Consider the following 20,956-nt stretch of genomic DNA (forward strand, 5'->3'; position numbering starts at 1 on the left):
AGCCGTCACTGTATGTAATACTGCCGCGATGGCCGTGGGGAACCGTGTTGGAGAGTTGTCGTTCAAAGCAATCATGCGCTGGGGTCCTGCGATTCAGCAGCGCCTTTACCCCGTCGCCACCAAGCTTTTCGCCAAATCAGGCGAGCTGTTATTGCTCAACAACGGCTACGAAGAGGACCCACCGATGGGTCTGCCGCTGGACCCGGAGGACGAGCCCAGCCGGTACCAGATCCAGCTCTACCACGTCACCGCAAACCAGGTCGATCTCAAGGGCAAACGCGTCCTTGAGGTTGGATGCGGCCACGGCGGTGGAGCGTCCTACATCATGCGCAAGCTGGGACCGAAGTCCTACACCGGACTTGACCTGAACCCGTCGGGCATCGAGTACTGCCGGGAGCGGCTCAACATCCCCAACCTGCATTTCGTGCAGGGCCACGCCGAGCAGTTGCCGTTCCCGGACGAGTCCTTCGACGCGGTGATCAATATCGAGTCCTCACACTGCTACCCGAACTTCCGCGGGTTCCTCGCCGAAGTGGTACGCGTGCTCACTCCGGGCGGGCACTTTCTCTACTCCGATTCCCAACCGCCGATCGGCATCGAGGCATGGGAGGCCGCGCTGGCCGATGCCCCGTGGAAGATGATCTCGCAGCGGGTCATCAGTGACGACGTAGCCCGCGGCTTCCACAAGAATGCGTTTCACTTGCAAGACGTCGTCGACTCCCGCACGCCGCCCTTCCTGCGCTCAGTGGTGCGCAAGAGGCTGCATGAGGGCATCGAGAGCAACTGCAGCGCACTGGAAAGCGGCGCACTGTCCTACCGGCTGTACTGCTTCGAAAAGGAATGAGACAACTGCGGGCCGCCATGCGGGCCGCAGTGTCGCAACGATAGCGTCAGCCCGTGGCGCACCTGCTCGGAGCCGAGGCCGTACATCTTGCGTATCCCACTCAGGTGGTATTCGAATCGGTCACGCTCGGAGTCAATGACGGCGCGCGCATCGGCATCGTCGGCCGAAACGGCGACGGCAAGTCCAGCCTGCTGGGGCTGCTGACCGGCCAGCTGCAACCCGATTCCGGCCGAGTCACCCAGCGCAGCGGCTTGCGGGTCAACGCACTGAGCCAGGCCGATACCCTCGACCCCGATCGCACGGTCGGCGCGACACTGGTCGGCGACCAACCCGAACACCAGTGGGCCGGCGATCCGCGGGTGCGCGACGTAGTAGGCGGCCTGGTGGCTGATATTGCCTGGGAAACAACGATTTCCACGCTCAGCGGCGGTCAGCGGCGACGGGTGCAGCTGGCCCGGCTGCTGATCGGCGAATGGGATGTGATCGCCCTCGACGAGCCCACCAACCACCTCGACATCGAAGGCATCACCTGGCTGGCGGCACATCTCAAACAACGCTGGGCCCGTAACGCCGGGGGCCTGCTGGTGGTCACCCACGACCGCTGGTTCCTCGACGAGGTCGCCACCAACACCTGGGAGGTGCATGACGGCATCGTCGAGCCCTTCGAAGGCGGCTACGCGGCCTACGTTCTGCAGCGCGTCGAACGGGACCGGCTGGCCGCCGTCGCCGAGGTCAAGCGGCAAAACCTGATGCGCAAGGAGCTGGCCTGGCTGCGCCGCGGCGCGCCGGCCCGCACCTCTAAGCCCAAATTCCGCATCGAGGCCGCCAACCAGCTGATCGCCGATGTACCGCCGCTGCGCAACAACGTCGAGCTGGCCAAACTGGCCACCGCCCGGCTCGGCAAGGACGTCATCGATCTGCTTGATGTGTCGGTGTCGTTTGGCGGGCGCCAAGTGCTGCGCGACATCGAATGGCGGATCGCCCCCGGCGAACGCACCGGCATCGTCGGCGCCAACGGGGCCGGCAAGTCCACCCTGCTCGGACTGATCGCCGGCACCATCTCGCCCGACTCGGGGCGGGTCAAGCGCGGCAAGACCGTCCAGCTGGCCGTGCTCGATCAGCAGGGCGACGTGCTGACTTCGGTGGCCGACGAGCGGATTGCCGACGTGCTGGGCAGGTTGCGTGGCGGGTATGAGGTCGAGGGTCGCGAGGTCACCCCGGCCCAGCTGCTGGAGCGGCTCGGCTTCGCCCGCGGCCAGCTCTCGGCGCGGGTGGGCGAACTCTCCGGCGGGCAGCGCCGGCGATTGCAACTCATGCTGACGCTGTTGTCCGAGCCCAACGTGCTGCTGCTGGACGAGCCCACCAATGACGTCGACACCGACATGCTGACCGCTACCGAAGACTTGCTGGACTCCTGGGCCGGGACACTCATCGTCGTCTCGCACGACCGCTACCTGATAGAACGCGTCACCGACCAGCAGTACGCGATTCTGGACGGCCGGCTGCGTCATCTGCCCGGCGGCATAGACGAATACCTGCGGTTGGCCGCCGAACCGGCCAAGCCGGCCGCCGGACCGGCGGACGTGCCGGCTAAGTCCCAAGCCCACCAGCAACCGAAGTCGGGTGCCCAGCGGCGCGCGGCGGAGAAGGAGCTGGCTGGCGTCGACCGCCAGCTGGCGCGGCTGGCCGAGCGGATTGCGGCCCAGCACGACGAACTCGCCGCACACGATCAGTCCGATCACGTCGGCATCACCCGGCTGACACAACAGTTGCGCCTCCTCGAAGATGAAGTGGCCGCAACCGAAAGCCGCTGGCTGGAGCTATCGGAGGAGCTGGAATGAGCGGTTATGCGACCGTGCCCTACCGGCCCGGGGAGGCGCTGCTGGCGCTGTACCGGCGCCGCGGGCCGGTGATCAACTCCGGGCTAGGCGGTCACGGTTACACCTATCTGCTCGGAGCCGAGGCGAACAAGTTCGTGTTCGCCAATGCCGATGCGTTCAGTTGGCGGGAGACATTCGAGAGTCTGGCGATCGCCGACGGCCCGACCGCGCTGATCGTCAGTGACGGCGATGACCACCGGCGCCGGCGCAGCGTGGTGGCGCCGGGGCTGCGTCACCGCCAGATCCAGGACTACGTGCAGACCATGGTGGCCAATATCGATGCCGTCATCGACGACTGGCGGCCCGGCCAGCGGCTGGATATCTACCAGGAGTTCCGATCCGCGGTACGGCGCAGCACCGCCGAGTCGCTGTTCGGCCAGCGCCTGGCCGCCCACTCCGATTTCCTCGGCGAAAACCTGCAGCCGCTGCTGAACTTGACTCATCAGCTGCCCCAGATGATGCGGCTACAGCAGCGACTCAACTCCCCCGCCTGGCGGCGGGCGATGGCATCCCGCGAGCGCATCGACCGCCTGATCGACGCCCAAATCGCCGCCGCCCGGGCCCAGCCCAACCCCGACGACCATATGATGACGATGCTGCTCGACGGCCGCGGCGACGAAGGTTATGCATTGAGCGACAACGAGATTCGCGATCAGATCATTTCGATGATCACCGCGGGATACGAGACCACCAGCGGCGCGCTGGCCTGGGCGGCCTACACGCTGCTGACCCTGCCGGGCGCCTGGGACGCCGCTGCCGCGGAGGTAGCCCGGGCGCTCGGGGACAGACCGCCCACGGCCGGCGACCTGAACAAGCTGAGCTATCTCAACGGCGTTGTGCACGAGACACTTCGGCTGTATTCACCGGGCGTGATCTCGGCGCGCCGGGTAATGCGTGAGCTCAGGTTCGACGGGCACCGCATCCGGGCCGGGCGGCTGCTGGTCTTCAGCGCTTACGTCACCCATCGGCTCCCCGAAACATGGCCCGCACCAACCGAATTCCGTCCGCAACGCTGGGATCCCGAGTCGCCGGAGTACCGCAAACCCGCGCCGCATGAGTTCATCCCGTTCAGCGGCGGGTTGCACCGGTGTATCGGAGCGGCGATGGCCACCACCGAAATGACGGTGATGCTTGCCCGGCTGGTCGCCAGGGCATCACTTCGGTTGCCCGCTCAGCGGATCCGGGCGGGACACCTGGCCGCGCTGTGCCCTCGACCGGGTTTGACGGTCGAAGTCACTGACTCAGTGCCAGCGCAGTAGCACCAGTTCGGCGCAGAATCCGGGCCCCATGGCCAGCATCAGCCCCGGGCTGTCGCTGGGCGGCCGCTTTTCGATGGTGTCGCGCAGGATGTGCAGCACCGAAGCCGACGACAGGTTGGAGATCTCGCCGAGCGAGCGCCAGGTCAGCTCTAGCGCTTCCGGCGGTAGCTCCAGGCTGGTGGCAATCGCGTTGATGACTTTCGGGCCACCCGGGTGGCTCACCCAGGCGCTGATGTCGTCCCTGCTCAACTGGTGCGTCGCCAAGAAGGCGTCAACGTCTTGGGCGAGGTGCCGCTCGATCAGGGTGGTGAGATCCGGCGAGAGCCGCAGCCGCAGCCCGTGGGTGCCGACATCCCAGCCCATGATGTGCAGCGAATCGGGGTACAGGCTGCTGCGCGAATCGACGATGTCGGGCCCGGCTGAGCGCATCCGCTCGGCGCGCTGGTCGCCGACGGCAACCACCGCGGCCGCGCCGTCGCCGAACAGCGCGGTCCCGACCAGGCCGGACACCGTGGGCTTGACCGCCGGATAGGTCAGTGAGCACAGCTCGACGGCTACCAGGACCGCCACGCCGTCGGGCGCGCCACGCAGGTAGTCGTGCAGCCGGGCTACTCCGGCTGCCCCGGCGACGCAGCCCAGCCCGAACAGCGGCATCCGGCGCACATCGGAACGCAGACCGATCCGTCCGGCGATCCGGGCATCAAGTGACGGCACGGCGACACCGGTGACCGTCGTGGTGATGATCATGTCGATATCGCACGGCTGCAGCCCGGCCTCGTCCAAAGCGCCCATGAGGGCCTCGACGCCGAGATCGACCGCCTGGTCGATGAAGATTTCGTTTGCATCGCCGAAGTCGGTGAGCGACGCATATCGCTCCAGCGGCAGAACTAGGTGACGACTGTTGACCCGGGCGGCGGCGTGCAGGCGCCGGACGATCTCCTCATGCTCTTTGAGGCCGGGGAATTCGACCAGCGCATCGGTCACCTCGGCCTGGCTATAGCGGTGCGATGGCAACGCTCCGAACACACCGGCAATGACGCTCATTTTCCCTACCCCTCCCGGTCACTTAAGCCGGCCCCGATTCGTACCCCTTAAAGCCCGCAGTTTAGTTGGGCGTGGACGGTTCCCGCAAAAGAACTGAGCTATTCAACACCTGTCGCATTTACCGGAGGGCAGTCGCAGTAATTGGGCAGGGCCGGCCGCATTTCACCAGTTAGTGTCATTTTCATCATCTGCATTGGGATCCGAATTAAGCGCCATTTCGATTAAGGCTTCCGGGCTCAACGAATCGATGATGTCGTCGCTGACGCTCCGATCAGGCGCGACGTTGCCGGACTGCCCGGCCAGCAGCAATAGTTTGTCCAGCAGTCCGGTGCGGCGAAGCTCGTGGATGGGAATGTTTCGCAGCAGCGCCCAGATATTCTCATCGTCAGATGCCGGATGCGGACTGCCCGAAAGTTGATAACCGAGGTGGGCCGCCAAAGCCGCGGGCGTCGGATAGTCAAAGATCAGCGTGCGCGACAACACCAAACCGGTGGCTGTTGTCAGGCGGTTTCGCAATTCCACGCCGGTCATTGACCCGAACCCAAGTTCTTCGAAAGCGCGCTCGGGATCGATGTCCCGGCTGTCCGGGTGACCCAAGACGATCGCCGCGTGCACACACACCAGCTCCACCAGCTTGCGGCGTTGCTCTGCGGCAGGCAGGTCCGCTAGTCCCGCCACGCTTGCCGGTTCACTACCCGGCTGATGCGCGCGAGTGCCGCCAAGCCAATAGCGCTGCCGGGCAAATCCGTAGGTCGGCAGGTCGACCCGCTGGGCGCCCAGCCCGGCGAATGCCCGGGGCCAATTCACGTTCACACCCGCGGTGAACAACCGACCCAGCGTCCAGAGCAGGGACTCGGCGGTCAACCCGGCATCCGGACCCACCTCGACGAACACATTGGTCCCCAGCGATTCAGCCGCCACCGTGCCCGACACCAGTTCGATTCGCTGCTGCGATTCCGGCACCTGAGCCAGCGTCGGTAAGAACTCGTCATTTCCCTGAGTCAGCAAAGTCGCGGCGTCGGCCAGCGACAGCACGCCGGCTATGTAGGCGGCGGCAACCTCGCCGACCGACTGACCCGCCACCACGTCTGGCTCAACTCCCCATTCCGCCAGCAGCCTTGCCAGCGCCACCTCCACGGCGAACACCGCGGGCCAGGCGTATTCCGGCCTCTGCAACAGCTCAACCTCGTTGCCCCAGAGCACCTGCCGCAGCGGCAATCTCAGCTTTTCATCCAACGCGTCGGCGACTTCGTCGAAGGCCGCCGCGAAAGCCGGAAACCGTTGATACAACTCTTGACCCATACCCAGCCACTGCCAGCCGTCTCCAGGGAACACGAACGCGATCCTGCGGCTCGGCTGGTCGGGGACGTGATCGGCACCGGCCAAGTCGGCCAGGCCAGCCGACAACTGATCACGCGCGGCGCCGACCACGACGGCGCGGTGCTCGAACACCGACCGTGTACTGGCCAGCGACCATCCCACATCGACGGCGCTCAACCGGTGGTCGGCGTCGACCCATGCCCGCAGCCGCTGCGCCTGGTTGACCAGCGCCGCACTCGACCGCGCCGACAGTACCCACGGTACTGTGACCGAATCATTGTCCGCCACAGCGCTTTTAGCCGCCTCAGGCGCTTGCTGCAGGATCACATGTGCGTTGGTGCCGCCCATTCCGAATGAGGACACGCCGGCTCGCCGTGGCTGCCCTTCGGGCCAGCGCGTTAGCGCCGTATTGACGCGCAGACCAAGGCTTTCCACATCGACGCTGGGACTGGCATAGTTGAGACTTGCTGGAATCAGACCGCTTTCGAGCGCCAAGACCGTCTTGAGCAACCCCGCGATGCCCGCGGCCGCGCCGGCGTGGCCGATATTGGTTGCCACCGACCCCACGGCCACCGGACGCTGGTGCCGTTCGGCGAAGATCTCACCAAGCGCCGACGCCTCGATCGGGTCACCGACTTGGGTGCCCGTTCCGTGCGCCTCGACATAGTCGATTTGGTTGTGGTCGAGGCCCGCGCTGGACAGCGCCTGGCGGATGACCTCTGCCTCCGCAGCGGCCGAGGGCACCGTCAACCCGGGCCCGCGATGCCCGGCGTTACCCAACGCGCTGCCCAGAATGACTGCGTGGATTCGGTTTCCGTCAGCCACGGCGGCGGGTAAGGGCTTGAGGAGAACAACGCCGCCGCCTTCGCCCCGCACGTAGCCGTCGGCGCGTTCGTCGAATGCGTAGGTGTGGCCCAGCACCGACAGCGCACCCGATTCTGTTTCCAGCATGTCGATTTCGGGTGCCAGGTTGAGCTGGATGCCTCCGGCTATCGCCAGCTGTGCCGCGCCGGTCCGCAGACTTTCACAGGCAAGGTGTACCGCCGCGAGGGACGACGATTGCGCGGAGTCGACGACCATGCTGGCCGCACGCAGCCCGAAGGCATACGACACCCGGTTGGCGATCATGGCCCGATTGCTGCCGGCGAAGGAGTGATGGTCAAGGGTGTCTGCAGCGTCGCGCAGCGTCAGAAAGGCGTAATCGTCGTTCATCGCGCCCAGGTACACCGCGACCTGCTGGTCGCGCACATCTTGCGGCACAACGAAAGCGTCTTCGAACAACTCCCAGGTCAACTCCAGCGCCAGGCGCTGGCGGGGGTCCATCGCGCACGCCTCGCGCGGCGAGAGGTTGAAGAAGCCGGCGTCGAAGTCGGCGAGGTTCTCGATAGGGCCGGTGGCTTCGCGACCGTCGCGCAGCAACTGCCAGAAGTCGTGCGGGTTGGCGGCTGCAGGAAACCTGCATGCCAGTCCGATGATGGCGATATCCGTCGGTTGCAAACCACCCTCCACTTCGTGAGGCACTGATTCGCATGGTACGAACCGGGAGCCGGGGAGGGCTCTTGCGGGCCTGCCACAGCGCTCGGGCGAGCCGCGGTACCCGTCAGACGAGCCTGAGTGTCGTCGGGGTGTCCGGCGGCACGTTGACGAGGTGGTGTGCGAGCTGAAAGTGAGCCTTGGGCCTCAGAAACTCATCAGCGTCTGCACCATCCCGCGGCCGAAGGCGGTGAGCCCCGAAATCCCGCCACCTATGACGACCGCGTCGACACAGTCGAAACAGATACCGGAACTAGGGGCCGAGCTCCTCGTCGAGGATGGCGAACAGTTGGCTCTCGGAGGCGGCGGTGATGTCCTCGTCGTCGGGTGCCGGCTCGGGTGCCGGACGCGGGGCGGTCAGATCGGTCACGATCGCCTGCAGCCGCTTGCCCAGGTGCGACTTGTCTTCGGGGCTCCACTCGGGCTGGCTGACCAGCGAGTCGAGCTCGCGGGCAATATCGTTGAAGCGCGCCAACAGGTTTGCTTCGTTGCCGGCGACGCCGGACGCTTGGCCTGCTTGGTTGGGGGCCGCGCTGAGCTGGGTGTCGAGATGTTCGGCGAGTGCGGCGGGCGTGGGGTAGTCGAAGATCACGGTGGGCGGCAGCGTGAGCCCGGTGGCGGTCTTGAGGCGGTTGCGCAGTTCCACGGCGGTCAGTGAGTCGAAGCCGAGTTCCTGAAACGCTTTGTGCGCGTCGATATCTGGGCTGCTGGCATGTCCGAGCACCGCGATAGCGTTGGTACACACCAGCTCGATGAGTTCGCGCTGACGCTGCTCGGCCGTGAGCCCGTGCAGCCGGGAGATCAATCCCGACATCGACATCGACGCGTCGCCGGCCGCGACTGAACGCCGCGCCACCGGGCTGGTAATCAACCCACTGAACAGCGGGGGCACCGCCGATCCGGCGGCGGCAAGGGCGGCACGGTTCAGCGGCGTGGCCGCCAGCACGGCCCGATCGGACAGCAGCGCGTTGTCGAGGAATCCCATCGCCCGCTCGGTGCTCAGCGGCGCCAGCCCGACCCGGCTCATCCGGGCCCGATCCCGCTCCCCCAGGTGTTGCGTCATCGCTGAGGCTTCCTCCCACAACCCCCAGGCCACCGACACTCCCGTCAAACCCTGCGAGCGTCGATGCACTGCCAGCGCATCCAGAAAGGCATTCGCCGCGGCGTAATTGCCCTGCCCCGGGGCACCCACGAGCCCCGAAAGCGAGGAAAACAGCACGAACACAGCCAGATTCAGATCCTTGGTGAGTTCGTGCAGGTTCCACGCACCGTCGGCTTTAGCCCGCAACACGGTATCGAGCCGCTCAGGTGTCAACGAATCGATCAGCGCGTCGTCGATGATTCCCGCTGCGTGGAACACCGCGGTTAGATCCGGGTGCGCCGCCACCAGGCCGGCCACCTCGTCGCGCTCGGCCACATCGCAGGCCACGACCCGTGCTTCGGCGCCCGCCTCGGCCAGCTCGGCCACCAGATCCGCCGCCCCCTCGGCGTGTTCACCGGCCCGACTGACCAGGACCAGCCGTCGCACCCCGTACCGGCTCACCAAATGACGCGCCACCGCCGCACCGGCCATCCCGGTGCCACCGGTGATCAATACCGTGCCTTTTGTCCAGGCATCCGGCATGGTCAGCACCACCTTGCCGATGTGGCGGGCCTGACTCAAGAACCGATAAGCCTCCGGGGCCAGGCGAACGTCCCAGGTTTTGACCGGAAGCCGTTGCAGCGCGCCATCTTCGAACAAACGCATCAAGTCGGCCAGCATCTGCTCGATCTGTTGCGGGCCGGCCTCCATCAAATCGAACGCCCGATACGCCACCCCCGGATGATCCTGGGCAATGACCTGTGGGTCCCGGATGTCGGTCTTGCCCATCTCGATGAAGCGGCCGCCCCGCGGCATCAGCCGCAACGACGCGTCGTTGAACTCGCCGGCCAGCGAGTTCAGCACCACGTCCACCCCGCTTCCGCCGGTCACCAGAAAGAACTTGTCCTCGAACGCCAGGGTGCGCGAATCGGCGATGTGATTGTCATCGAATCCCATGGCCCGCAACGTGCTCCACTTACCGCGACTGGCAGTGGCGAACACCTCGAGCCCCCACAGCCGGGCGAGCTGCACAGCGGCCATCCCCACTCCGCCGGCGCCGGCGTGGATGAGCACCGACTCCCCAGGCTGTACGTTCGCCAACACCCGCAGCGCGTAATAGGCCGTCAAGAACACGGTGGGGGTAGCTGCGGCTTCGGTCATGGACCAGCCCGTGGGGACCTTGGTCACCAACCGCGCGTCTACCACGGCCTCCGACCCGGCCAGTCCCAACAGCCCCAACACCGGTTCGCCGACTGACAAGCCGGTGACTTCCGGACCGACCTCGGTGATCACCCCAGCCCCTTCGGCTCCCACCTCCGCCATCCCGGGATACATACCCAGCGCCACCAGCACGTCGCGGAAGTTGACTCCCAGTGCCTGCACCGCGACTCGCACCTGGCCCGGGGCCAGCTCCGCAGCGGGACATGGCACCAGTGCCAGTTCCTCGAAGGTGCCGCCGGCACCGGCGGTAAGGCGCCATCCGCCCTCGGCATCGGGCACCTGCAATACCGGCTCCGGACCCAGCGGTGTCAGTCGAGCCGCATACACCTTTCCGGCGCGGATCACCAATTGCGGTTCGTTGCAAACGATTACGTCCCGGACATCCAGTGAACCATCGGTGTCGACCAACACCACTCGACCGGGATGCTCGGCCTGGGCCGAGCGCACCAAACCCCACGCCGCCGCAGCGGCCAGATCGGTTACGTCTTCACCCGCCAGCGCGACGGCCCCGTGGGTCAGCACGACGAACGGCTCAACTCGCTCCTCGGCCAGTGCGGACTGCACGGCCGCCAGCGCCCGATGCGCGACGGCGTGTACCGACTCCACGTTGTTGGCTGTGGACTCCAGCTCGAAGATCTCCGGGGTTACGCCGGTGTCGTTGCCGGGTGGCGACACCGGCGACCAGACCACCTCGAGCAGCCCGCGACTGGCCGTATCAACACCGGCCATAGCCGTCGACAACTGCTCCGCCGATACCGGACGCATGACCAGGGCCCGCACCGACAACACCGGCGCGCCGGTTGGGTCGGCCAAGTCCACCGACACCGCCCCGTCGCCGGCCGGCGCGATCCGCACCCGCACCCGCGACGCGCCCGCGGCATGCAGCGAAACACCCTGCCACGAAAACGGCAGTAACGTCGCCTGGGTCTGCTCGCCCATCCCCATCGCATGCAACGCCGCGTCCAGTACCAGGGGGTGAATGCCGAAGCCGGCCAACGTGACTCCCGCATCGGCGGGGACGGCGACCTCAGCGAATATCTCCGAGCCCCGTTGCCACATCGCTGCGAGACCGCGAAACGCAGGGCCGTATTCGTAGCCGCGTTCGGCCAGCCGCTCATACGCGCCGTCGATGTCGACCGCGGTGGCGCTGGCCGGTGGCCACAGCGAAAAACTCGACGCCGCCGGGACCGGCGTGGCCGTTAACAGACCCTGTGCGTTCAGCACCCAGCGCGAATCCTGGGCATCAGCACGCGAATACACCGAGACCGGCCGCTCGCCCAACTCGTCGGCACCGCCCACCACGACCTGTAGCTGCACCCCGCCCACCATCGGCAGGGCCAGGGGTGCGACCACCGTCAGCTCCTCGACGGTCCCATAGCCCACCTCGTCGCCGGCCCGCAACGCCAGCTCCACAAAGGCCGCCCCTGGCAACAGCACTACTCCACCGACGACATGGTCGGCCAACCACCGCTGATCCTCTGCCGACAATCGGCCCGTCAACACCACCCCGCCCGAGTCCGGCTGCTCGACGACCGCACCCAACAAACCATGCTGAGCCCAGGCCAGTCCCATGCCGCGGATGTCGCCAGAACCCGTCGAACCCGGGGGCAGCCAGTAGGTCTGCCACTGGAAGGCGTAGGTGGGCAGGTCAACCAGCCGGCCACGGCTGCCATAAATAGCCGGCCAGTCCACCGCCGCACCCGCGGTGAACAACCGCCCCACAGCGTCCAGCACCGACGCAGTCTCCTGGCGATCCTTGCGTAACGCCGGAACCGACACCGCGTCAACCAACGACAACGACTGCTCCACGAGGGCGGTCAGCCCGCCGGCCGGGCCCATCTCGATAAACGTTGTGGCACCAGCCGATTCCAGCGACCGCACCCCGTCGGCGAACCGCACGGGACGGCGTACGTGCTCAACCCAATACTTCGCAGATCCGTAGTCCGCATCGGCGACTAGCCCAGTCACATTGGACACCAGGGTAATCTGCGGTTTTGACACGGCAATGCCGTCGGCGATCAGAGTGAACTCCTCGAGCATCGGTTCCATCAGCGACGAATGAAACGCGTGCGACACGTTCAACCGATGCACGCGGCGCCCGCGCCGGGCGAATCGATCCGCAATGCCGGTCACCGCCGCCTCACTACCCGAAATCACCACTGCGTCAGGCGCATTCACGGCGGCCAGATCTGCGCCGTCGACCAGCAGCGGCACCACTTCCTCTTCGCCGGCGGCCACCGCCACCATCGCGCCGCCGGCCGGTAACGCCGACATCAGCCTGCCGCGGGCGGCCACCAATCGCGCCGCATCAGCCAATGACAACACCCCGGCAACGTGTGCGGCCGCGATCTCGCCCACCGAATGGCCGATCATCAAATCCGGGACAATGCCCCAGCCCTGCAACAACTTTGCCAGCGCCACTCCGATCGCGAAGAGCGCCGGCTGAGCGAATTCGGTGCTCGTCAGCAGCACCTCGCCGGCCCCCCAGAGCACCTTGCGCAGCGGCAGGCGCAGGTGTGGATCAAGCGCATCGGCCACGGCGTCGAATTCGCGGGCGAACATCGGCAACTCCGCATACAGCTGCTCGCCCATCCCGAGCCATTGCGCGCCCTGCCCGGGGAATACGAAGGCCGTCTTGCCGCCCGATCGCGCGCGGCCCACTGTCGCCTTGGTGCCAGGCTCGCCGGCTGCCACCTCCGACAGCGCCGTCAATAGCGTCTGGCGGTCGGTGCCCACCAGCACGGCACGATGTTCAAACACCGCCCGGGTTTTCACCAACGACCGGCCCACATCAACCAGGTCCACAGCGTCGTCGGCCGTCACGAACGCGAGCAGCCGCTTCGCCTGTCCGGCCAACGCCGGCGCCGACCTCGCCGACAGAATCCATGGCACTACCGACAGGTCGTTATCCGGTTCAGCGTCTGCGTTTTCGATCGGAGCCGCCGCCGGAGCCTGCTCGACGATGACGTGCGCGTTGGTCCCGCTGATCCCGAATGAGGAGACCCCCGCCCGCCGCGGCCGGTCGCCCCGCGGCCAGGGCCGCGACTCGGTCAGCACCGATACCGCGCCCGCGGACCAATCCACGTGTGGCGTCGGCACGTCGACGTGCAACGTCTTCGGCATCACGCCGTGCCGCATGGCTTGGATCATCTTGATCACCCCGGCCACCCCCGCCGCGGCGGAGGTGTGGCCGATGTTGGATTTGATCGAACCCAACCACAACGGCTCACCGTCGGGCCGGCCTTGGCCGTAGGTGGCCAGCAGCGCCTGGGCCTCGATGGGATCGCCCAGCCGGGTGCCAGTTCCGTGCCCTTCGACTACGTCGACGTCTGCGGTGTTGAGCCGGGCGCTGGCCAGCGCAGCCCGAATCACCCGCTGCTGGGCGGGGCCGTTCGGTGCCGTGAGCCCGTTGGAGGCACCGTCCTGATTCACCGCGGAACCGCGTATCACCGCCAGCACGGGGTGCCCCAGCCGTTGCGCGTCGGCCAGCCGTTCCAGCACCAGCACGCCGGCGCCTTCCGACCACGAGGTTCCGTCGGCGCTGCCGGCGTACGCCTTGCACCGGCCATCGGGCGCCAGCGCCCGCTGCCTGCTGAACTCGACAAACGGTGCCGGGCTGGACATTACGGTGACACCGGCGGACAGCGCCAGGTCGCACTCGCCTGATCGCAGCGACTGCGCTGCCAGATGCAACGCCACCAGCGACGATGAACACGCCGTATCCACCGACAGCGCTGGGCCTTCCAGCCCCAGCACATACGCCACCCGGCCAGAGGCGACGCTCAACGTGGAACCCGTCAGCCCGTAGCCTTCCAACTCACCCTGTACGTGACCGCCATAGTTGTCATGGATGACTCCGGCGAATACGCCGGTGGCCGAGCCACGCAACGTTGTCGGATCAATCCCGGTGCGCTCCAATGCTTCCCACGACAGCTCCAGCATCAACCGCTGCTGCGGGTCCATAGCCAAAGCCTCGTTGGGCCCGATGCCGAAGAATCCGGCATCAAACGCGGCTACCTCGTCCAGGAACGAGCCGCGGCGGGTATACATTTTGCCGGCCGCATCCGGGTCCGGGTCGAACAATCCCTCGACGTCCCAGCCGCGATCGGCGGGAAAGTCCGCGATGGCGTCGCGCCCGGCAATGACCATCTCCCACAACGCCTCCGGCGAATCCACACCACCGGGGTACCGACAGCTCATGCCCACCACCGCCACCGGCGCGGACAACTTGGCTTCCAGCTCCGACAATCGCTTCCGGGTGTGCCGCAGATCCGCCGTAAGCCGTTTGAGGTAATCGACGTGCTTGCCGGTTTCCGGCATGGTTGCTCCTAGTCGGAATGGGCTCAGGAGCCGAGTTCTTCGTCGAGAATGGCGAAGAGCTGGCTTTCCGTGGCGTCGGTGATGTCGTCGTCGATCAGGTGGGTCAAGATGCCGTGCAAGCGACTGTTCAGCTGCGCTTTGTCGTCGGGGCTCCAATCGGGCCGGTTGAGCAGCGTCTGCAGCTCCCGGGTGATCTCGTCGAAGCGAGCCAACAGGTCGGGTTCTTCGCTGACTGGGCGGACCGTATCGAATTGGGCGATAAGGTGTTCGGACAGCGCCGCCGGGGTGGGATAGTCGAAGATCAGGGTCGGCGGCAAGGTGAGCCCGGTCGCACTCTTGAGCCGGTTGCGCAGTTCCACAGCGGTTAACGAGTCGAAGCCGAGGTCTTGAAAAGCGCGCTGGGCGTTGATGTCTGCCACACTCGAGCGACCCAGCACCGTTGCGGCGTTGCTGCAGACCAGCTCGCTCAGTTCGCGGCGGCGCTGCTCGGGACTCAATGCGTTCAGCCGCGACGCCAATCCCGACGTCGACACCGCGGTAGCGCTATCGAGGATGACACGTCGGATCGGGTGGGCCACCAGCCCGCTCAACAATGGCGGCACCGAGGCCCCGGCCAGGGCAGCCGGATCCAGCCGGGCGGCCAACAGCACCGGGCGGTCGGCCAGCAACGCGGTATCCAGCAATCCCAATGCCGCTTCTGTCGAAATCGGCACCAGCCCGGTGCGATTCATCCGTGCCCGGTCCCGCTCGCCCAGGTGTTGGGTCATCGTCGAAGCCTGTTCCCACAGCCCCCATGCCACCGACAACGCCGGCAACCCGCCGGCACGCCGGTGGGTCGCCAGCCCGTCCAGGAACGCGTTCGCCGCCGCATAATTGGCCTGGCCCGCGGTTCCGACGATCCCCGCCATGGACGAAAACATCACGAAGACCGACAAATCCAGCTTCGCGGTGAGCTCGTGCAAATGCCAGGCCCCATCGACCTTGGCCCGCAACACGTTATCCACCTGCGCTGGTGTCAACCCGGTGATGGTCGCGTCATCGAGAACCCCTGCCGCATGAAACACCCCTTTGAGGGGATAGCGCGGATCCAGACCGGCGAGCAACGCAGCGACCGCCTCGCGGTCGGCCACATCACAGGCCACGACCGCTACTTCAGCGCCGGCTTCGCGCAGGCGTGCCACCAGCTGTGCCGTTCCCGCGGCTTGTGCCCCGCTGCGGCTGGCCAGCACGACGTTGGCCACCCCATAGCGCTCCACCAGATGGGCCGCCACCGCCGAACCGGCCATTCCGGTACCGCCGGTGATCACCACCGTGCCGCCGGCCAGTTCACCACCCGCCCCACTCAGTAGCGCACCACCGGGTCCGTCCGGCAGCGTCAGCACCACCTTGCCTACGTGACGGGCCTGACTGACGAAGCGATAGGCCGCCGAGGCGCAGCGCACATCGAAAGCTCTGACCGGCAACGGTGTCAGCGCGCCGGCCGCCAGCAACCTGACCACCTCGGACAGCATGGCCGCGATACGCTCCGGACCGGCTTCGATCAGATCGAAGGCGCGATACTGCACACCCCGGTACCGCTCGGCCACCACCTGCGGGTCGCGCAGGTCGGTCTTGCCCATCTCGATGAAGCGCCCGCCCGGAGTCAGCAGCCGCAGCGACGCGTCGGTGAACTCACCGGCCAGCGAGTTGAGCACCACGTCCATGCCACGACCGCCGGTGACCGCCGAGAACTTCTCCTCGAAGTCGAGGCTACGTGAATCCGAGATATGGTCGTCGTCAAAGCCCATGGCCCGCAATGTCTCCCACTTGCCCCGGCTGGCGGTGGCGAACACCTCGAGACCCAGATGCCGGGCCAGTTGCACAGCGGCCATGCCGACGCCGCCGGTTCCGGCATGCACCAGTACCTTCTCCCCGGCCTTGACGCCGGCCAATACCGACAGGCCGTAGAACGCCGTCAAGAACACCACCGGGACACCGGCCGCCTCTACCAGCGACTGTCCCGCCGGCACCGCCGTCACGAGCCGCGCATCCACCACCGCCTCGGCGCCCACCACGCCCAGCAAACCCATCACCGCATCCCCGACCAGCAGCCCGTCCACCCCAGGACCCACCTCCACCACCACGCCGGCGCCCTCGGCGCCCAATTCCCCACCGCCGGGATATATTCCCAACGCCACCAAGACATCCCGGAAGTTCACCCCGACGGCGGCCACCGCGACCCGCACCTGCCCAGCGGCCAGTTCGGCCCGGCCCACTGGGGCCACCACCAGATCCTCCAGCGTCCCCCCGCCGCCGACGGCCAGCTGCCAGCCCCCGGACCCAGACGGCAGCTCCAACACCGATCCGGCTCCCACCGGGGCCACCCGCGCTGCGTATGCCACGCCGGAACGAACCACCAAAGCCGGCTCATCACAACCAACTACGTCGGCGACATCCAGCGAGCCGTCCGAATCGACCAGCACCACCCGCCCCGGGTGCTCAGCCTGAGCCGAACGGACCAAGCCCCAAATCGCCGCACCCACCAGATCGGTGACGTCCTCGCCCGGCAGGGCCGCGGCACCACGAGTTACCAGCGCCAGCATCCCGTCCTCGGTACCGGCCAGCCAGGACTGCAATTCGGCCAGCACTGCGTGCACGCCCCCATACACCGCGTCCAGCACCTCTGCACCGTTGCCGCCGCTGCGGGCACTCAATTCGCGCACCACCAATGGCTGATCGCCAATCCCGCTGTACGGTAATGAAATCGACGACCAGCCCACCTCCAGGAGTCGCCCACCACCAGACCCGGCACCGCCGCCAGCGGCGGTGACGGCCGCCGACAGCACCTGTGCCGAGACCGGACGAACGACAAGCTCCCGCGCCGACAGCACCGGCAAACCGTCGGTATCGGCCAACTCCACCGACATCGCCCCCACACCCAACGGTGCCAACCTCGCCCGAACCCGCGACGCCCCGGACGCGTGCAGGCAAACGCCCTGCCAGGAGAACGGCAACATCGGCTGTTCGCCGCCATCGACCACGCCCCAGGCATGCAAGGCGGCATCCAAAACCACCGGATGAATGCCGAACCCGCCGGTCAGCACTCCCTGCGGAAGCGCCACCTCAGCGAAAACCTCACGACCCCTTCGCCACAACGACCGCAATCCCTGGAACGCCGGGCCATAGCCATAGCCCCGTCCGCCCAGCACGTCATAGGCGTCGTCGGCACCCACGGCCTGGGCTCCCACCGGCGGCCACACCGATAGGTCCGTGGCAGCCGGCATCGCCGCCGCGCTCAACGTGCCCTGGGCGTGCAGCACCCACACCGAATCAGCGCCCATGCCATGGGAATACACCGATACCGCCCGACTGCCCGATTCGGTCGCGGCGCCCACCACCACCTGCATCCGCATCCCACCGGCCGGCGGCAACACCAGCGGAGCCAACAACGTCAGCTCCTCGACCACGCCGCAGTCGACCGCATCACCGGCCCGGATGGCCAGCTCCACAAAGCCCGCTCCGGGAAACAGCACCACACCGCCCACCGCGTGGTCGGCCAACCACGGCTGGGCAGTCAACGAAAGCTGACCCGTCAACACCACGCCACCGGAATCGGGCCGCTCCAGCACGGCACCCAATAGCGGATGACTGACACCGGCCAAGCCGAGCCCGGTTGCATCGCCGCTGTCAACACCCAAGGGCCCCAACCAAAATCTGCGCCGGACAAACCCGTACGTCGGCAACTCCACTTGTCGGACGGCCAGGCCCTCGAACGCCGCGGGCCAGTGCACCGTCGCACCGGCGACATGCGCCTGGCCGGCTGACAGCCAAAACCGGTCCGGGCCACCGTCGTCTCGACCCAGCGACGGGACGATGATCGGCTCGCCGACACTGGTCTGCGCAGCATCGGCGACGGTTTCTTCGATACCGGCGATCAGCACCGGGTGCGGGCTGCATTCGATGAACACTTGGTATCCGTCGTCAGAGGCGCTGCGGACGGCCGCTTCGAATTGCACCGTCTGCCGGATGCTGCGGAACCAGTACTCGGCGTTCAAACCGGCGGTGTCCATGAGTTCGCCGCTGACCGTTGAGAAAAAGGCCGTTGAAGAGCAGCGGGGCATCAGCCCGTCCAGTGCCCCGATCAGGTCTGCGTGGATCGCGTCCACCTGCGCCGAGTGCGACGCGTAATCGACCTCGATCCTGCGGGCGCGAATGTCGTCGGCTTCGCAGCGTCGCAGCAGCTCCTCGATGGCGCCCACCTCACCAGCCACCGCGACCGCCGAAACGCCGTTTACCGCAGCGATATTCAGTCGGTCGCCCCAGTGCGCGAGCAGCTCCTTGACTCTGGGCAGCCCACACGCCAACGAGGCCATGCCGCCGGCGCCGGACAATTGCAGCAACAGCCGGCTGCGCAGCGCCACCACCTTGGCGGCGTCCTCCAGCGACAACGCGCCGGCCACATAGGCCGCCGCGATCTCCCCCTGCGAATGTCCGATCACCGCGTCGGGAACCACTCCTATGGAGCGCCACAATTCGGCCAGCGACACCATGATCGCCCACAGCGCGGGCTGCACCACGTCCACCCGATCCAGCCCAGGCGCGTCCGGCGCGCCACGCAAGACGTCGATCAACGACCAGTCCACATACTCACCCAGCGCCTTTTCGCAGCGGTGCAGATGGTCGGCGAATACCGGTGCGGCATCGAGCAATTGGACACCCATGCCCAGCCACTGCGCTCCTTGGCCGGGGAAAACGAACGCCGTCTTGCCCACCGATCGCGCACGCCCGGCCACGACGCCCGAACCCGGCTCGCCGGCCGCCAGGGTCGCGAGCCGCTCCATCAACTCGGAGCGATCGCCACCCACCACCACGGCCCGATGTTCGAACACCGACCGCGTCGAAACCAGCGACCATCCCACATCGAGTGCGCTCAAGGCTTCATCGGCCGCGACCCACTCCAGCAGTCGCTCCGCCTGGTATGCCAACGCGTGTGCCGACCGCGCCGACAGCAGCCACGGAATCGCGGTGGCGCTGCGATCGCCCTCAGGCACAGCGGGTTCCACCGCGGGCGCCTGCTCGACGATCACATGCGCATTGGTCCCGCTGATCCCGAACGACGAGATGCCTGCTCGCCGCGGCCGGCCCGAAACCTCCCAGGCGCGCGACTCGGTCAGCAGCGACACCGCACCGGCGGACCAATCCACGTGCGGCGTAGGCACATCCACGTGCAGCGTCTTGGGCATCACCCCGTGCCGCATCGCCAACACCAGCTTCATCACCCCGGCCACACCGGCCGCCGCGGAGGTGTGACCCATGTTCGATTTGATCGAACCCAACCAGAGCGGCGCGCTACGCCCCTGCCCGTAGGTCGCTAGAATCGCCTGCGCCTCAATGGGGTCCCCCAATGTGGTGCCGGTCCCATGCCCTTCCACCAAATCCACGTCGGTAACGCTCAGTCGCGCATTGGCCAAGGCAGCCCTGATCACCCGCTGCTGCGCCGGCCCGTTGGGGGTAGCCAGGCCGTTGGAGGCCCCGTCCTGGTTGACCGCCGATCCGCGCACCACCGCCAACACTGGATGCCCCAAGCGCTGGGCATCGGTGAGCCGCTCGAGCACCAGGGCGCCGGCGCCTTCGGAGAACGCGGTGCCGTCGGCGGCCCCCGCGTACGCCTTGGACCGTCCGTCAGGCGACAGCGCCCGCTGCCGGCTGAACTCGATGAACATCGCCGGGGTGGCCATTACGGTGACCCCGCCGACCAGCGCCAGATTGCACTCTCCGGACCGCAGCGATTGCACCGCCAAATGCAGCGCCACCAACGACGACGAACACGCCGTATCCACCGACACCGCGGGTCCCTCCAAGCCCAGTTCGTAGGCGACCCGGCCGGATGCGACGCTCAGGGTCGAACCGCGTAACCCGTACCGCTCCAGGTCCCCGGGCACCCGGCCCTGGCCCCCGTAGGTTCCGTGGAAGATTCCGGCGAACACGCCTGCCGACGAACCCCGAATGCGCACCGGGTCGATTCCCGCGCGCTCCAACGCCTCCCAGGACACCTCCAGCAACAGCCGCTGCTGCGGGTCCATCGCCAGCACCTCGCTGGGCGCGATGCCGAAGAACTCGGCATCGAAACCGGCCACGTCCGTCAAGAAGCCGCCGCACCGCGTGTAAGACTTGCCGACCGCGTCGGGATCGGGATCGAACAGGCCGGCCAGATCCCACCCGCGATCGGCGGGAAATTCCGAGACGACGTCGCGGCCGGCCGCCACCATGTCCCAGAGCGCCTGCGGCGAATCCACCCCACCGGGATACCGGCAGCCCATCCCCACGATCGCGACCGGCTCAGTGGTCAGCGCCAGGTAGTCGCGGTTCTCCCGCTTGAGCCGCTCGTTTTCCTTGAGTGATCGGCGGAGCGCGGTGATGAGCTCTTCTTGAGTGCTGTCCATAGATCGCGGCCTTTCGTGCTACTCAAGGTGAG

At 67.0% G+C, this 20,956-nt stretch carries 7 protein-coding genes; 3 read left to right on the forward strand and 4 right to left on the reverse strand.

Features of this window, described 5'->3' with window-relative positions; genetic code table 11:
• Positions 1–73: 73 nt before the first annotated feature.
• From AWC27_RS28090 to AWC27_RS28100, 3 genes are read left to right on the forward strand one after another with little or no spacing between them, the layout of a single operon-like run.
• On the forward strand, positions 74–844 hold the full coding sequence (locus tag AWC27_RS28090) for a phthiotriol/phenolphthiotriol dimycocerosates methyltransferase (protein ID WP_139837275.1): 771 nt from the start codon (positions 74–76) through the stop codon (positions 842–844).
• Between the two features lie 53 nt (positions 845–897).
• Positions 898–2,685 (forward strand): ABC-F family ATP-binding cassette domain-containing protein, encoded by a 1,788-nt coding sequence (locus AWC27_RS28095; RefSeq protein WP_085673986.1) that lies wholly within the window; start codon positions 898–900, stop codon positions 2,683–2,685.
• A gap of 14 nt (positions 2,686–2,699) precedes the next feature.
• Complete coding sequence (locus AWC27_RS28100; protein WP_139837276.1) at positions 2,700–3,983, forward strand: cytochrome P450; 1,284 nt, start codon at positions 2,700–2,702, stop codon at positions 3,981–3,983.
• On the opposite strand, the gene AWC27_RS28105 is transcribed toward AWC27_RS28100, so the two are convergent.
• The 4 genes from AWC27_RS28105 to AWC27_RS28120 form a co-directional block, all read right to left on the reverse strand.
• A complete protein-coding gene (locus AWC27_RS28105; protein ID WP_085673990.1) occupies positions 3,966–5,027 on the reverse strand; it encodes a type III polyketide synthase in 1,062 nt (353 codons plus the stop codon). The two genes, AWC27_RS28100 and AWC27_RS28105, sit on opposite strands and share 18 nt — an antisense overlap.
• 162 nt (positions 5,028–5,189) lie before the next feature.
• Positions 5,190–7,844 (reverse strand): type I polyketide synthase, encoded by a 2,655-nt coding sequence (locus tag AWC27_RS28110; RefSeq protein ID WP_085674018.1) that lies wholly within the window; start codon positions 7,842–7,844, stop codon positions 5,190–5,192.
• A gap of 289 nt (positions 7,845–8,133) precedes the next feature.
• Positions 8,134–14,502 (reverse strand): type I polyketide synthase, encoded by a 6,369-nt coding sequence (locus tag AWC27_RS28115; RefSeq protein ID WP_085673992.1) that lies wholly within the window; start codon positions 14,500–14,502, stop codon positions 8,134–8,136.
• 23 nt (positions 14,503–14,525) lie between these two features.
• Positions 14,526–20,924: a type I polyketide synthase gene (locus AWC27_RS28120; RefSeq protein ID WP_085673994.1), complete on the reverse strand. Its 6,399-nt coding sequence runs from the start codon at positions 20,922–20,924 to the stop codon at positions 14,526–14,528.
• Positions 20,925–20,956: the final 32 nt, after the last annotated feature.

Origin of the sequence: Mycobacterium szulgai (assembly GCF_002116635.1) — a bacterium.
Classification (GTDB): domain Bacteria; phylum Actinomycetota; class Actinomycetes; order Mycobacteriales; family Mycobacteriaceae; genus Mycobacterium; species Mycobacterium szulgai.